This window comes from Amycolatopsis rubida, from assembly GCF_900115345.1.
In the GTDB taxonomy this organism is placed as follows: domain Bacteria; phylum Actinomycetota; class Actinomycetes; order Mycobacteriales; family Pseudonocardiaceae; genus Amycolatopsis; species Amycolatopsis rubida.
Map to the genome: position 1 here is coordinate 105,416 of NZ_FOWC01000004.1, position 15,227 is coordinate 120,642.

Below are 15,227 nucleotides of genomic sequence, written 5' to 3' on the forward strand. Positions count from 1 at the left end.
ACTTTCCCGGTTGCCCAGGTCAGTGCCGCACGAGAAGAAATACTAGAACATCCCGCCGCGGACCGTCGCAGCGGGGGTCCCCGCCGCCCGCGGGGCAGGCACGCCGACCGTCGTGTACTCCGAAACGAGCAGCTCAGGAAGCTCGTCGAGCCCGGCCACGGTGTGCACCCCCTCCGGAGCCCGCTCGCCGGTGCGGCTGGTCCCGTCGCGGTCGAGCCAGATCGCGCCGAGCCCGGCGTCGAACGCGCCGATCGCGTCGGTGTCGAGCTTGTCCCCGACATGCACCGTGCGCTCCGGCGGGCAGTCCAGCGCCAGGCACACCGAACCGAACATGACCGGATCGGGTTTCGCGACCCCGACCTCGCCCGCGATCGCGACATGATCGAAAAACGGCGCGAGCCCGAGTTCCGCGATTTTCCGCCGCTGATGGACCCCTGAGGCGTTCGTCACCGCGGCCAGCCGAAGCCCCGCGGCACGCAGCCATTCCAGGCAAGGAAGAACGTCGTCGAACAACCGCCAGGACCGCGCCAGAATCTCCCGCCGGCGCGCCTCGAACGCGCTCACTTGCGCGGAGTCGCCGAAGATCCCCAACTCGGCGAGGAAACATTCAGTACGCCGGTGATGCATGACGTCGTAACCGAGTTTCCCGGCGACAACGAGCGCGACGTGCTCCTCGGTGATCAAATCCCACAACGGCCAAAGGTCGTCGCGCCCGGTGAGCGCGTGCAGCGTGCGCCGGATCGCGGCGGTGCAGTCGATCAACGTGTCATCGATGTCGAGGCAAACCAGACTCAACTCAGGAGGCGCCCACGGTTCGCGACCGGCAGCGGCCGGCGGGGCAGGACGAGCACGCGACAGAGCGGCCGGGGCGAAATCCACCCCGTGAGGCTAGGGCACTCGCCGCGTTCGCAACGCGGCCAAAAAGGTGATTACCCCAGAGCCGTTGCCGCTGACCGGCTCTACCCCCGGTGCGCAAAGTACCCACCCGGTGACGTTCACCACCGCCCCGGAGGGCCGAGCGGGTGAAACCCGCTTACTCCACACTCCCCCGAAACCCAGCCAATTCCCAACGACCCCCACCGCGGCCCGCACCGCCGCCACCCCGTGTCCCCGCCGAGAAACCTTTTAGCCACAACCCTTTCCCCACCACAGAGTCGATGCCCCCCCGCAGCCCCGGCCGTCCTCAAAGCACCAACAATCACTCATAAGTTCCACGACCGAACCAACCACCCGAAATCCTTTCCGGAAATACCGCCGCCCCACCCTTTCCGACCAGATGGCGACGTCCCCTCATCCCGCCGGAGATCCACCTGCGTGCACTACGTGCCGTTACGCAAACTCCCCCACATTCTGGTCTCCCGCGGACTACATCAACTCGGCTGTCGGCACCAGCCAGTGGAACTTCCCGTCTCTTCCCTTCTCTTCCCATCCCTTCCCGTCTCTTCCGAAAGCACCACACCCGCCGATCCTCACCACGATCCGCAGTGGGCAAACATGCTCGCGGTCCCGCCTTCGCTGCCTATCACCCCTGAAGCACCCCTTTCCCGCTCTCCGCTCCTTGTTCCGCGCTCCGGCTTCCCGCCTCCATCTCCGGTTCCCCCGCCTCACCTCGCATTGGCCCCCTTCTCTCGTCCGCCCCTTCCCCGTCCGTCCTCGCTGCCCCGTCCTCTCTGCCCCGCCCTCTCCTTCTCTGCTCGCCCTCTCCTCGGCCCGCCTCCCTGTCCCCGTTGCCCTCCCTCGCTCTCCTTTCCCCGACCTCGCCCGCCCTTTCCCCGTTCTCCCCTGCCCCCGCCGTCCCCCGTTCCCGCTTCTCTCGCCAAGCCGAAACCGCCCCAACCACCCCAGACCTCAATGCCACAGCCACTCCCCGCCACCCCTTGACAGGCCGCCCACCGCACCCCGCAAAGCCCCTCCCGAAGACTCCGCCAACTCCGACCTCGACTGCCGCTCCCCCAAACACGCACCCAGTCCAGGGCCGCAAACCCACCCCATCGGCCGACTTGACGCACCCTCCGCCCACGGTGCATCCTCACCTTATTCAACAGATGATGAATAAAAGGGGAGCTGGAGAAAATGACCGAGCACACGGGCTGCGTCATCGTCGGCGGCGGACCGGCAGGCATGGTGACGGGACTGCTCCTGGCCCGAGCAGGCGTAGAGGTAACCGTGCTGGAGAAGCACGCAGACTTCCTCCGCGATTTCCGCGGCGACACCGTCCACCCGTCCACCCTCAGGCTCCTGGACGAACTGGGCCTGGGCGAGAAATTCGAAGCGCTGCCGCACACCAAGGTGAGCACGGTCGGAATCCCCACCCCCGACGGCGACACGCTGACCCTCGCCGACATGTCGCTGCTGAACGTCCCCCGCCCCTACGTAGCGATGGTCCCCCAATGGGATTTCCTGGACCTGCTCGCCGAGACAGCGCAAAAAGAGCCGACCTTCACCCTGCGGCTCGAAACCGAAATGACCGGCTTGCTCCGTTCGGGCCGCCGAGTCACCGGAGTCCGCTACCGCACCGCCGACGGCACCGAAGGCGAACTCGAAGCCAACCTGGTCATCGCCGCCGACGGCCGCTGGTCCCTGGCCCGCCGCTCAGCCGGCCTCACCCCGCGCGAGTACTACACCCCGTTCGACGCCTGGTGGTTCCGCCTCTCCCGGAAGGCCGAAGAACAGCAGGCCACGCTCACACCGAGGATGCGCAACCACCGCTTCGCAGTGCCGTTGCCGCGCAAGGGCTACTACCAGATCGCCTACCTCGCGACGAAGGGCAAAGACCTGAAAGAAGCCGGCATCGACAGCTTCCGCCGCGACGTCGCCGAGGTCTGCCCGGAATTCGCCGACCGAGTACACGAACTGAAGTCCATGGACGACGTCAAGTTCCTCAACGTCCGCCTCAACCGCCTGCACCGCTGGCACGTCGACGGCCTGCTGTGCATAGGAGACGCCGCCCACGCGATGTCCCCGGTCGGCGGCGTCGGAATCAACCTGGCGGTGCAAGACGCCGTCGCCGCCGCGAGGCTACTGGCCGAGCCGCTCCTCCGAGGCAACCCGACCGAGAAGGACCTCACCGCCGTCCGCCGCCGTCGCCTCCTGCCGACCGTCGCCGTCCAAGGGCTGCAACGCCTTCTCCACCGCCGCGTGATGGGCCCTGTAATGACCGGCCGAGCCGACGGTCCCCCGCCGGAATTGATCGCCCTGCTCAAGCGTTTCCCGAAACTCTCTCGAGTTCCGGCATACCTCATCGGCGTAGGCATCCGGCGGGAATCTGCTCCGGCCTTCGCCCGCCGCCCAGCAGAACCGGCCAGTCGCTAAGCCGCCACCGGATTCGCCACCAAACGGCAACGCCGAGCACCTCGCGCCTGCGCCAACGCACCCGCCCACCGGCAATCACCCGCCGGTGGGCCGAGGCCAGACAACGGCGACGCGTTTTCGCCACCCAGCGGCAACAGCGCCACCGACTCGCCACCTGACCATCAGCTGCGCTCTCGCCACCAACCGGCAACAGCGCCGACTCCTAGCTGACTCAAGCACCGATCGTCGTTCGCCGCTCCGAGGCAACAACGCCGACCACTCACCAAACGAAGCGCCAGCCACCATTCGCCACTCAACGGCAACAGAGCCCGCCGCCCCCACCCGGGCAACGATCACCTCTCGCCGTTCAACGGCAACGGCAACGGCTGCCACCAACCTCGGCACTAGCCACCCGGTCGCCCCCGAGCGGCTACAGCCCAAGCCTCCGCAGCATCACCCCGGCGGCCAGAAAACAGCCCCGACCAGGGATTCGCCACTAAACGGCAACGCCCGAACCGACCCTGCCAAGCCGCTGTCGCCACAAAACGGCGACAGCCAGCTCAGAGGTCCTGAACCGGGTTCGTCAGAGTCCCGATGCCGTCGATCGTGATGGACACCGACTGCCCGTTGACGATCGGTCCGACTCCCTCCGGCGTGCCGGTGAGGATCACGTCACCGGGAAGGAGCGTCATCACCCGCGACACGAACTCGACCAGTTCGGGCACCTTGTGCACAAGGTCCGAAGTCCGGCCGTCCTGCTTGAGCTCGCCGTCGACCTCGCTGCGGAGCGCCAGGTCGGACGGGTCGATCGACGTGTCGATCCACGGACCAAGCGGGCAGAACGTGTCGAACCCCTTCGCCCGGCCCCACTGTCCGTCGGACTTCTGCAGGTCGCGCGCGCTCACGTCGTTCGCGACCGTGTAGCCGAGGATCGCACTGGCCGCGCGGGCCGCGGGCACGTTCTTGACCGGCTGTCCGATGACGACCGCGAGTTCGCCCTCGAAGTCGACGCGCCCGACGTCCGACGGGCGGCGGATCGGAGCGTTCGGCCCGACCACCGTCGTCGACGGCTTGATGAACAGCATCGGCGCGGACGGCACCTCGTTGCCGAACTCCGCCGCGTGCTTCGCGTAGTTCCGGCCGACCGCGATCACCTTCGACGGCAGGATCGGCGCGAGCAGCCGGACGTCGGCCAGCGGCCAGCGCTTGCCGGTGAAGTTCGGCTGGCCGAACGGATGTTCCGCGATCTCCAGGACCTCGGCATCGTCGCCGTTCCCCTCGATCGAAGCGAACGCGACACCACTGGGATGAGCAATACGAGCTAGACGCACGCCACCAGTCTACGTACCCCCACCGACTGTCGCGCACCCCGCGCGCGCACGACAGTCCCCCTCGCTCTATTCCGCACGAATGGACCCCTCGCACCAGCTGACCGGCCGTGCCACAACTGGCGCGAACGGACCCTTCGCACCCGCAAGAAACCACCACACGAGCACCCAGTCGCAGCACCAGCGCGAACCGCCGACGGCGACCGCGATTGTGAGCCGTAATACCCACCACACGAAGGCCGGACGCGAAAGCCCAACGCCGCACGCCCGGAAAGCCGGAATCACCCGCCCACAGCAACCACCCCCAGCTCGGGCACCGACTGTACCGACGCGACCGCCAGGCTCTTGTGGACCAACGCGTCGCACAACGCCAGCCAGCTCGCCTCGACGATGTTGCCGTGCACGCCCACCGTCGTCCATTCGTGTTCGCCGTCACTAGTTTCGAGAAGGACCCGCGTGACGGCGTCCGTACCTGGATTCGACGGCAGAATCCGTACCTTGTAATCAGCCAGCTCCATGCTGTCCAACCAGGACAGATACGGCGTCAACGCCTGGCGCAGCGCCGCGTCGAGGGCGTGCACCGGGCCGTTCCCTTCGGCGGTCGCGATGACTCGCTCGCCCGCGACGTGCACCTTCACCGTCGCCTCGGAAACGACTTCGCCGTCCGGGCGGTGGTCCAGCACCACCCGGTACGACTCCAGCTCGAACGGCGGCGGATCCGACTTTTCGCCGGAAACCTCCTCGACCTCGCGGCGCAGCAACAGCCCCAGCGACGCGTCGGCCGCCTCGAACGACCAGCCTTCCGATTCGAGTTCTTTCACCTTCCGCACCGCGTTCGTGAGTGCGTCGGGCCGGCCGGCAAGGTCGACCCCGAGTTCACGTCCCTTGAGCTCGAGACTGGCCCTGCCGGCCATCTCAGTGACCAGTACTCGCATGCCGTTGCCGACGGAAGACGGATCGATGTGGTTGTACAACAACGGATCCACCTTGATCGCACTCGCGTGCAGCCCCGCCTTGTGAGCGAAAGCGGACGACCCGACGTAAGCCTGGTGGGTGTCGGGTGCGAGGTTGGCGATTTCGGCCAAAGCATGGGAGACGCGAGTGAGCTCGGCGGCTCCTCCGGTCGGGAGGACCTCCATTCCGAGCTTGGTCACGAGGTTTCCCGCTACGGCGAACAGGTCAGCGTTGCCTGCCCGTTCCCCGTAGCCGTTCGCGGTGCACTGCACGTGCGTCGCGCCGGCCTGTACCGCGGCGACAGAATTCGCCACGGCACAGGAAGTGTCGTCCTGGCAATGGATTCCGAGCCGGAATCCGGTCTTTTCCTTGATCTCGCCTACGGTTTCGGCAAGTCCTAGCGGCAACTGCCCACCGTTGGTGTCGCACAGCACGAGAACGTCCGCACCAGCGTGCGCCGCCGCGTCGAGCACCCGCAGCGAGGTTTCGGGAGAGAAGGCATAGCCGTCGAAAAAGTGTTCTGCGTCAAGGAAAACGCGACGCCCTTCGCCGACGAGAAACGCGACCGTGTCGCGCACCATCGCGCATGCCTCGTCGACGTCGACCCGCAGCGCCCGCTCGATGTGCCGAAGGTCCGATTTGGCCACCAAGGTCACGACCGGGGCCGCCGAGTCCACAAGCGCGCGGACCTGCGGATCCTTGTCAGCCGAAGTTCCCGCCTTGCGCGTGGATCCGAATGCGACGAGCGCAGCGTGCTTGAGCGGCAATTCTCCCTGTGCCGCGCGGGAAAAGAACTCCGTGTCCTTCGGCAACGCACCCGGCCAGCCGCCCTCGATGAACCCGACACCCAGCTCGTCCAACAGCCGCGCGACGGCCAGCTTGTCCGTGACGGAATAGGTGATTCCTTCGCGCTGAGCACCGTCGCGCAAAGTGGTGTCATAGAGGTGGAAGGCATCGCCGAGCGGCGTGCCGGCGGGTTCCGTGCAGGTCACGGTGTTCTCCTTGTGGCGGGGCAGAACCTGGTCCAGGCAACAAAAAAACCTCCCGCATGGGTGCGAGAGGTTGCGCGCCGGTAGCTCTTGTGGAGCGTCTATCCGGCGCGCAAGGCAATAATGACGGAGATGGCGGTCATGTCGGCCATCATGCCACAGCTTCGCCCGGCTTCCAAGCGCCGGGCGAAGCATCCCACCTTCTGAGAGCCGTCAGCCGGGCAGACTCGCCAGGTAGCGGCCGAATTCCTCGACCGCTGCCGCATTTCGAGGCCCCTCCACCAAAGCCGCATACGGCAGCGCGAAGAAGCGTCCTTTCTTCACTGCCGGGATGTCGCGCAGGCCAGGACGCGAACGAAGGAAGTTCTCCTTGTCGGCCACGCTGCCGACCTCGCCGCCGTAGTCGTTGATGAGGATGACGTCCGGGGCGCGCTGGATCACGGCTTCCCAGCTGACACTGGTCCAGCTGTCGTTGAGGTCCGCGAAGATGTTGGCACCACCCGATTTGGTGATGATTTCGTCCGGACCCGCATTGCGTCCGGAGGTGAATGGCTGGTCACGGCCGTCGTCGTAGAGGAACACCTTGGGTTTCGGCCGTCCGGCCGGCACCGCGTTCGTGACAGCGGCGACCCGTGCGCGGTACTCTTCGACCAAACGTTCTGCACGATCACTGATCCCAAAGATTTTCCCTAGATTGCGCACATCTGTGTACAGCGCGTCGAGCGGTCGCATAATGCCCCGTTGCTTGCCATTGCCGTTGCGGCACGCCTCGGTGAGCAAGTAGCTGGAGATGCCCAGCTTCGCGAGGGAGTCCGGGGTGAACCCGGTTCCTTCGGAGAAGCCGTAGTTCCAGCCCGCGAACACGAGATCCGCTCCCGCGCCCTGCACCACCTCGCGGTTGATCTTCTCCGCGAGCTTGGGCACCTTGGCGAAATCGGTTTTCCATGGCGACGAGGCCACGCCGCCGGACTGTCCTTTGTCGACCACGTAACCGGCCATCCGGTCGCCCAGGCCGAGCGCGAACATCAGCTCGGTGATGCCGATGTCATTCGTCACGACCCGGGAAGGAGGTTTGGACACGGTCAATGACGAACCGCAGTTGGTCACCGTTACGGGAAACCCGGCCGGGGCAGCTCCGCCCTCCCCTTCCGGCACTTGAGCGCCGCATCCGGTGGCGACGAGGGCGACCGTCACGATCAACGCGACTGTCCTACGCATGACTGTCCTCCTGGGACTCGAGCAGGTCGAACAACAACTGCGGGCGGCCCGTGGCGGGGTGTCGCACCACATGCCCGCGCACCCCGAACACGTCGGCGAGCAGCGCAGGCGTGAGCACCTCAGCCGGGGTTCCGCTCGCGACGAGGCGGCCGTGGTCGAGCACGTGCACCATGTCGCAGACGGCGGCGGCCAGGTTCAAGTCGTGAAGCGCGGCCAGCACTGTCGGTCCGCTGGTGCGAGCGAGTGCGAGGACTTCGAGCTGGTGCCGGACGTCGAGATGGTTGGTCGGCTCGTCGAGCACGAGGATCCGGGGCTGCTGCGCGAGTGCGCGCGCGATCAGCACACGTTGCCGTTCGCCGCCGGACAAGGTGAGCACGCCTCGCTCGGCCAGGTGCGCCAGGCCCACTTGAGCCAGCGCGTCGGCGCACAACTGGTGGTCGGCTGCGCTCATGCGGTCGAGCAGGCCGTGATGCGGCATCCGACCCATCGCCACCACTTCGGCGACGGTGAAGTCGAACTCCGCGTGCGATTCCTGCGCAACCGCGGCGATCGCGCGCGCCCGCTTCCGCGGTGCCATGCCGTCCACCGGCCGGCCGTCGACCAGAACAGCCCCGGCTGACGGCTTGAGCACTTGGTACACGGCGCGCAAGGTCGTCGACTTTCCACTGCCGTTCGGGCCGAGCAGTCCGACGAACTGGCCTTGCCGAGCTTCGAGGGTCACGTCGTCGACCAGCTTGCGACCGGCCGCGGTCACGCTGACACCGTTGAGCGAGAGGTCCATTCACGCACCTCCGAACACATATGCGCGACGACGCATCAAGAGCAGGAAGGCCGGTACCCCGACCGCCGCGGTCAGCACCCCGATCGGCAACTCCTCGGGTGCGGCGAGCACCCGCGCCGCGACGTCCACCCACACCAGGAAAACCGCGCCGGCAAGCGGTGCCACGGCAAGCACCCGGCGATGGTCGGCACCGACGACCAGCCGTACCAGATGCGGAAGGACCAGCCCGACAAATCCGATCGCCCCGCTCACCGCGACCAGAACACCCGTCATGGCAGCGCAAACGATGAACAGGAGGACCCGCAGTTTCCCGACGTCGACGCCGAGAGTGGTCGCCGCTTCGTCGCCCATGGCGAGCGCGTTGAGCCGGCCGGACAGCGCCAGCAACAACAAAACGCCGCCGACCACCACGATCGCGGCGATTGGCAGCGTGCCCCAGTTCGCGCCGGCGAGACTGCCGAGAAGCCAAAACAGCGCCGACCGCGCGGCCTCTCCGTTCGGCGCTTGGAAGACGATCACCGTGGTGATCGCGAAGAACCCATAGGACAACGTTGTTCCGGTGAGCACCAGACGCAGCGGTGTAAGCCCTTGCCGCGTTCGGGCGACGAGATAAACGATCAAAGTCGCGGCGAGCGCGGCCACGAACGCACCGGCCGACAACGCGTAGATCCCGAGCGACGCGAAGACGCCGAACAACGTCACCGCTGTCGCGCCGACGGACGCGCCAGAAGAAATTCCCAGCACGTACGGCTCGGCGAGCGCGTTGCGCACCATCGCTTGAATCGCGACGCCGACTGTCGACAACCCAGCACCGACGACCACCGCGAGCAGAACGCGAGGAAGCCGGAGGTCCCAAATGATCCGGTACTCCCCGATCTCATCCGGACTGATCGTCCCGCCGAACAACCCAGCGCGGAGAAAGGCCCACGTGTGAGTGACCGGCACCGCCACCGTCCCGATCCCGACCGCGATGACGATCGACCCGAGCAAAGCCACCCCAAGCCCGAGCAGCACCGGTGTCAACGGCCGTCGCCGCTGAACGGCGACGGTCCCGACCTGGGGTTCGCCACTCAACGGCGACGCAGCCTGCTGCCTCGGGGACTCGCCGATGCGCGGCGACGCAGTCCGCTCACTCAGAGATTCGCCAGTCCGCGGCAACACAGCCTGCTGGCTCTCGGGCTCGCCGAACCGCGGCAACACAACCCGCTCACTCACGGAATCGCCGTTCAACGGCGACGTAACCCGCTGCCTCAGAGATTCGCCAGTCCGCGGCGACACAACCCGCTGGCTCTGGGGTTCGCCGACGCGTGGCGACACAACCTGCTGGCTCTCGGGCTCGCCGAACCGCGGCGAGACCTGCCCCTCACCCAAGGATTGGTCATCCAACGGCGAGACAACGCGAGCGCCGGAGCTGGTCAGATCACGGTCAGCCGAGCTGTCGGCCTGCAACTCGTCGGCCGTCGGGTCGCCGCGATGCCCCGAGTTGCCGCGAACTGGCGAATCCGTCGCAGCCGAAGAACCACTCTGGGGGCTCGAGTCGCGCGTACCGCCGTCGCCGTTGGATGGCGAAAGACCAGAACCGCCGTCACCAGAAACCGGCGAACCCCCACCCCCGCCGGCCACGGATCCGGGTAACGGAGAACGTCCTTCGGAAGAAGGCGAAGACGAAGACACCACCGGCGACGACCCAATCGAGACATTGGGCCCGCAAAAGACGGCAGCCGCCGGCGGCGGGAGTGTCGTCTCCCGCAGACCACGACGGGAGGGGACGAGGTTCGAGGAACCTCCGCCGGTATCGGGCTCGCCTTCGGCTCCGCGGAGATGGAGCCGAAGGCCTACCGTTGCGGGTCAGCGCCGGATTTCGACCGGCTTCCGCGGCGGGGGTCCGAAAACTCAGGACAGGGTCAGCCAGCCTGACGCGCGTTGGACGAGACCAGCGCCGCGAGGCGGTCGCCGATGGCCTGGGTCGCGCCAGGGGATGACTGGTCGCGCGTGGCGAGATCGAACGCCACCGAGGCCTCGATCCGCCGCGCCGCTTCCTTATGGCCCAGGTGGTCCAGCAGGAGCGACACCGACAGCACCGCGGCGGTCGGGTCCGCGAGGCCCTGGCCGGCGATGTCCGGCGCGCTGCCGTGCACCGGCTCGAACATGCTCGGGTTCCGGCGCGTGATGTCGAGGTTTCCGCTGGCCGCGAGGCCGATGCCGCCGGTCACCGCGGCCGCGAGGTCGGTGATGATGTCGCCGAAGAGGTTGTCGGTGACCATCACGTCGAACCGCGACGGGTCGGTGACCAGGTGGATCGTGGCGGCGTCCACGTGCGAGTACGCGACGGTGACGTCCGGGTGCTCCAGCGAAACCTCTTCGACGATCCGCGACCACAGCGAACCGGCGTGCTCCAGCACGTTGGTCTTGTGCACGAGCGTGAGGTGTTTGCGCGGGCGCTCTTCGGCGCGGTTGAACGCGTCCGCGACCACGCGTCGCACGCCGAAGGCCGTGTTGACGCTGACCTCGGTGGCGATCTCGTGCTCGGTGTCCTTGCGCAGCAGGCCGCCGTTGCCCGCGTACGGGCCTTCGGTGCCTTCGCGCACCACGACCATGTCGACGTCACCGGCGTCGGCCAGCGGGCCGCGCACTCCGGGGTACAGCCGCGCCGGGCGCAGGTTCACGTGGTGGTCCAGTTCGAACCGCAGCCGCAGCAGCAGGCCGCGCTCAAGGATGCCGCTGGGCACCGTCGGGTCGCCGACCGCGCCGAGCAGGATCGCGTCGTGCTGGCGCAGTTCGCCGAGCACCGACTCCGGGAGCAGCTCCCCGGTGGCGTGCCACCGCGAGGCGCCGAGGTCGTAGTTCGTGATCTCCGCCGCCGGTGCTACCTCACCGAGCACCTTGAGCGCTTCGGAGACCACCTCGGGCCCGATCCCGTCCCCTGGGATCACCGCGAGCCGCATCCACACACCTCCGTAGCCCAGGCCACCGGGCGCACCGATGGCCCATTCGCACAAAAACGCCAGCAGCGGAAGGTTACCGGCCGTAGACAAGGTGCCGTAGCCGCACCACCCTTATGCCGCATCCTCCCACAGGGTGAGACACCCGTTCGGGTGAACGGAAACGGGGGCTTGCCCAGGCCGGACAGCCTGGGCAAGCCTCCACGTCCCGCGATGCGGCCGCTTCCGCGGCACACCTCAAGTTCCCCTCAAAGGGTGAACCAAGGTCAGCCGCGCGGGATCTCCGATTCGATCCGCACGACTGAGGCGCGCTGCCCGGTCGCGTTGTGGTGCTCGATCGCCAGCAGGCCCTTCGCCTTGTCCCCGGCGACGGCGGCCTTGTTGCGGTTGACCACCAGAGCCGTGCCCGGCTTGGCGACGTAGCCCAGCGCCGCGTCGCCGCCGCCCTGGACCGAGTACGCCGGCGCGAGCGCGTCGAACGAGATCGGAGTGCTGACCTGGTCGATCAACCCGTTCGAGGTGCCCGGCGCGACGTAGTACCCGGCGGTGCCGACGGTGTAGCTGATCCGGTGCGACGCCTCCTTCGGGTCGATGCCGAGCGCGGCGATGCTGACCGGCAGCACCATCACGTTCGAGTCGAACACGTTGGTGTCGACGTCGCCGAGCTGCCCGTTGATCGCCTGGAGGTCCACCGACGGGTTGCCCGGCTTGGTCAGCGACACCGTGTTGACGAGCAGCACGTCCGAACCCGTCGCCTTCGTCACGAAGGTTTCGAAGTCCGGTTTGCCGTCGCCGTTGGTGTCGATGTCCACGAACGGCACCGTGTTGCTGCCGAGGTTCGCGAAATCGCTCCAGGTCGTGATGCCGAACGCCAGCGTCGCGTTCTCCGGCTCCCCCTGTGCCTTGGCGAGCGGGGCCGTCGACGCCGCGCCGATGTAGCGCAGGTCGCCGCCCTTCGCGGTGCGGTTGAGGGTGCAGTCGGACGTGACGTGCGAGTCGCATTCCGGCAGCTGCGGCGATTCGGCCTGCAGTTCGAGGACGCTGATCAGCGAGCGGTACCGCTGGGAGCCGCTGCCCTGGTCGATGCCCTTGCCGCCGAGGTTCAGCACGGCCTGGTCGGCGTTCGCGCCGAAGCGCACGCCGCCCGGGGTGGTGATCGCCGAAACCGGCTTCGGCGACGAGTACACGGCCACTCGCAGCGGAACGGTCGCGCCGTTCTTCGGGGTGAACGCGACGCGGCCCGAAGCGTCGGCCACGAACTGCCGGGCGAGCCCGGCCTGCGACGCCGCCATGGTCGGGTCGAGCACCTTGCGCAGCGCCTTCGGGTCGGCGATCTTCAGCGTCACCTTCACCGTCGCGACCCCGCGCGGGTTCAGCTTCACCGAGCTCTTGTCCACTGTGTACTCAACGCCGGGCAGGCCGTTGACCGCCTCGTAACCCACCGAGTACTCAGCAGCCTTGACGCCCTTGTTGACCACCTTGATCGTCTTGCTCAAGGTGACCGGACCAGCCGCCTCGACGGTGCCGAAGGTGACGCTCACCGCGCCGGGGTCGTCCTGCACATACGCGAGGACCTGGTTGTCCAGCGCGGCTTTCGCGTCGATCCGGCCTGCCCCGACCCGCTGCGGGCCGTAGGTGTGGCCAGCGCCGTCGGTGATGTCGTGCACCGCGGTGCCCACGACGTCGGCCTTGACCTCTTCGACGCTCCAGTCCGGGTGCGCCTGGCGGACCAGCGCCGTGATGCCCGACGTGTGCGGCGCGGCCATCGACGTGCCCGAGATGACCAGCCGCTCGTTGCCGCTGCCGCGGAACGCCGAGGTGATCGTGTCGCCGGGCGCGGCGACGTCCGGCTTCACCGACGGACCGCGTCCGCCGCGCGAGGTGAACGAGCTGGGCGTGTCCACAATGGACTGGTCATACGTCTGCAGCGTGGTCCGGCCGGCACCGTAGAGCCGCACGGTCAGCGTGCCCCCGGTCAGGCCCGCCCGCACGGACTGGGTGGCCTTGCCGGTGAGCTGGAACATCGGAACGGCCGCGTTGCCCGCGATACCCGCGCCGAAATGCTCCACCGCGGACGAAAGCAGCACGCCCTTGGCGCCCGCTGCCTGCGCGTTGTTGGCCCGCGCGGCGGAACCGCACGCCCGGGTCGCGTCGTTGTCGTCCCACTCCAGCCACGCGATCTTGCCCGCGACCTTTGCCTTGTCCTCAGCGGAATAGACGTCGCAACCGGCATTGTTGCCCGCCGAAAGCGGGACCACCGGCGCGGTGAGGTCGAGGGTGTCGTAGCCGGTGTACTCCTGGCTGTACTGACCCGGCTGCTGCCCGGCGGTCGGCGTCTTGACCTCGACCGCGTCTCGCAGTTCGCCCGCGTCGCGGCTGCTGGCCACGGTGAGCGCTTCCGGGGTGTTGCCCGGCGAACCGGCGATGTCGTTGATGTCGCCGCCGTTGCCCGCCGAGATCACCGGAAGCACGTTGTTCTGCGCGAGCTTGCGCACGAACAGCGAGTCCGGGTCGTCCGGCGCGCCGAAGTCGCTGCCCAGCGACAGGTTCACGACGTCGAGGTGATCGGTGAAGTCGCCGTCGCCGTCCGGGTCGAGCGCCCAGTCCAGCGCCTGCGAGGTGACGTTCGTGGAACCCTTGCAGCCGAACACCTTGATCGCGTAGAGCAGCGCCTTCGGCGCGGTGCCCGGCCCGATCCGCATGGCGTCGAGCTTCTTCTTGTTCAGCTTCTTGTAGTCGCCGGTGAACGTGCTCCCGTCGGCGTTCACGCCGAAGCCGCCGATCGTGCCCGCGACGTGCGTGCCGTGCTCGCCGCACGCGATCGGGTTGGGGTCCGGCACCGGCGTCGGCGAACCGGTCTTGCCCGCCGAGTCGTAGTCGTCGCCGACGAGGTCAGTGCCGCCGACCACCTTGGCGCTCGGGAACAGCGGCGACGGCTTGGCGCGGTCGACCGCCTTGTACGCCTCGGGCGTGCCCGGACCGCCGAAGTCAGCGTGGGTGTAGTCGATGCCGTCGTCGATCACGCCGACGCGGATGTTGTCACCGAACTTGCCGGTTTTCTGCCAGCTGACAAGCGTGTTGGTGAGCTGCTCGGCGCTGGCGTTGGTGCGGTTCTTCGGCACGACCGTGCGCACCGAGACGACGTCCGGCCGTTCCGCGAGCTGGCGGATTTTGGCCGCGTCAGCGGTGACGACAGCGCCGGGCACCGCGTTGGCCGTCTGCGTGACCAGCTTCGTGCCCGCGTCCGCGGACCGCAGCTGCCCGACGACGGAGCTGACCGCCGCGGCGACGTCGGCCTTAGCCGCCTTCGCCGCCTGCTTGGCCTTCTCCTTGCCCTTGCCCTGCTCCTCCTTGAACGCGTCCACTGCGGGTTTCTTGGCCAGCTCGACGAACGCGGTGATCTGCCCCTGAGCCGCGCTCAGCCGGGGAGAAAGCTTGCCCTGGAGCTTGCTCGCGTCGACCTTCGCCGGAGCGACCGGCTCGGCCAGCGGCGCACCCTGCGCGGACGCCGCGGGCACAGCGACAGCCGCCGCCAGCATCACCGCGGAACCCACGACCACCGAGCGGGCAGCCCACCCGGGCAACCGGGTCCTGCTCATGAGTAACCCCTTCTCGAGGCCCGGATCACGAACCTGCCCGCGCTCTCCCTTCGCACCCCCGACGGTGAGCACCGGCGCCGCGCCGTGCTCTCACGGCGCGTGGTTCAGCCTCGCGGCAAGAACCT

General features: G+C 67.8%; 9 protein-coding genes and 1 riboswitch. Of the genes, 1 reads left to right on the plus strand and 8 read right to left on the minus strand.

What is annotated here, in order from left to right:
• Positions 1–42 precede the first annotated feature (42 nt).
• The gene (locus tag BM362_RS18135; RefSeq protein WP_425285714.1) at positions 43–789 is read right to left on the minus strand and encodes an HAD family hydrolase; all 747 of its coding nucleotides are present in this window, start codon (positions 787–789) and stop codon (positions 43–45) included.
• 1,284 nt (positions 790–2,073) lie between these two features.
• Here BM362_RS18135 and BM362_RS18140 point away from each other — a divergent pair.
• Positions 2,074–3,312, plus strand: coding sequence for an FAD-dependent oxidoreductase (locus BM362_RS18140; RefSeq protein ID WP_067583159.1), 1,239 nt, complete (start codon positions 2,074–2,076; stop codon positions 3,310–3,312).
• A 539-nt stretch (positions 3,313–3,851) separates the two neighbouring features.
• Here the strand turns inward: BM362_RS18140 and BM362_RS18145 are convergent.
• From BM362_RS18145 to BM362_RS18175, 7 genes are all read right to left on the minus strand, one after another.
• A complete protein-coding gene (locus tag BM362_RS18145) occupies positions 3,852–4,622 on the minus strand; it encodes a fumarylacetoacetate hydrolase family protein (protein ID WP_067583162.1) in 771 nt (256 codons plus the stop codon).
• A gap of 278 nt (positions 4,623–4,900) precedes the next feature.
• Positions 4,901–6,565: a citramalate synthase gene (gene cimA, locus BM362_RS18150; RefSeq protein ID WP_093573936.1), complete on the minus strand. Its 1,665-nt coding sequence runs from the start codon at positions 6,563–6,565 to the stop codon at positions 4,901–4,903.
• 210 nt (positions 6,566–6,775) lie between these two features.
• Positions 6,776–7,756, minus strand: coding sequence for an ABC transporter substrate-binding protein (locus BM362_RS18155; RefSeq protein WP_244287217.1), 981 nt, complete (start codon positions 7,754–7,756; stop codon positions 6,776–6,778).
• Positions 7,757–7,772: 16 nt separating this feature from the next.
• The gene (locus BM362_RS18160; protein WP_067583170.1) at positions 7,773–8,561 is read right to left on the minus strand and encodes an ABC transporter ATP-binding protein; all 789 of its coding nucleotides are present in this window, start codon (positions 8,559–8,561) and stop codon (positions 7,773–7,775) included.
• On the minus strand, positions 8,562–9,635 hold the full coding sequence (locus BM362_RS18165) for a FecCD family ABC transporter permease (RefSeq protein ID WP_093574206.1): 1,074 nt from the start codon (positions 9,633–9,635) through the stop codon (positions 8,562–8,564).
• Between the two features lie 696 nt (positions 9,636–10,331).
• Positions 10,332–10,459, minus strand: a riboswitch (cobalamin riboswitch).
• A 6-nt stretch (positions 10,460–10,465) separates the two neighbouring features.
• Entirely contained in the window at positions 10,466–11,506 is a 1,041-nt protein-coding gene (locus BM362_RS18170) for a 3-isopropylmalate dehydrogenase (protein WP_067583173.1), read from the minus strand.
• A 263-nt stretch (positions 11,507–11,769) separates the two neighbouring features.
• The gene (locus BM362_RS18175) at positions 11,770–15,102 is read right to left on the minus strand and encodes a S8 family serine peptidase (protein WP_167545358.1); all 3,333 of its coding nucleotides are present in this window, start codon (positions 15,100–15,102) and stop codon (positions 11,770–11,772) included.
• Positions 15,103–15,227: the final 125 nt, after the last annotated feature.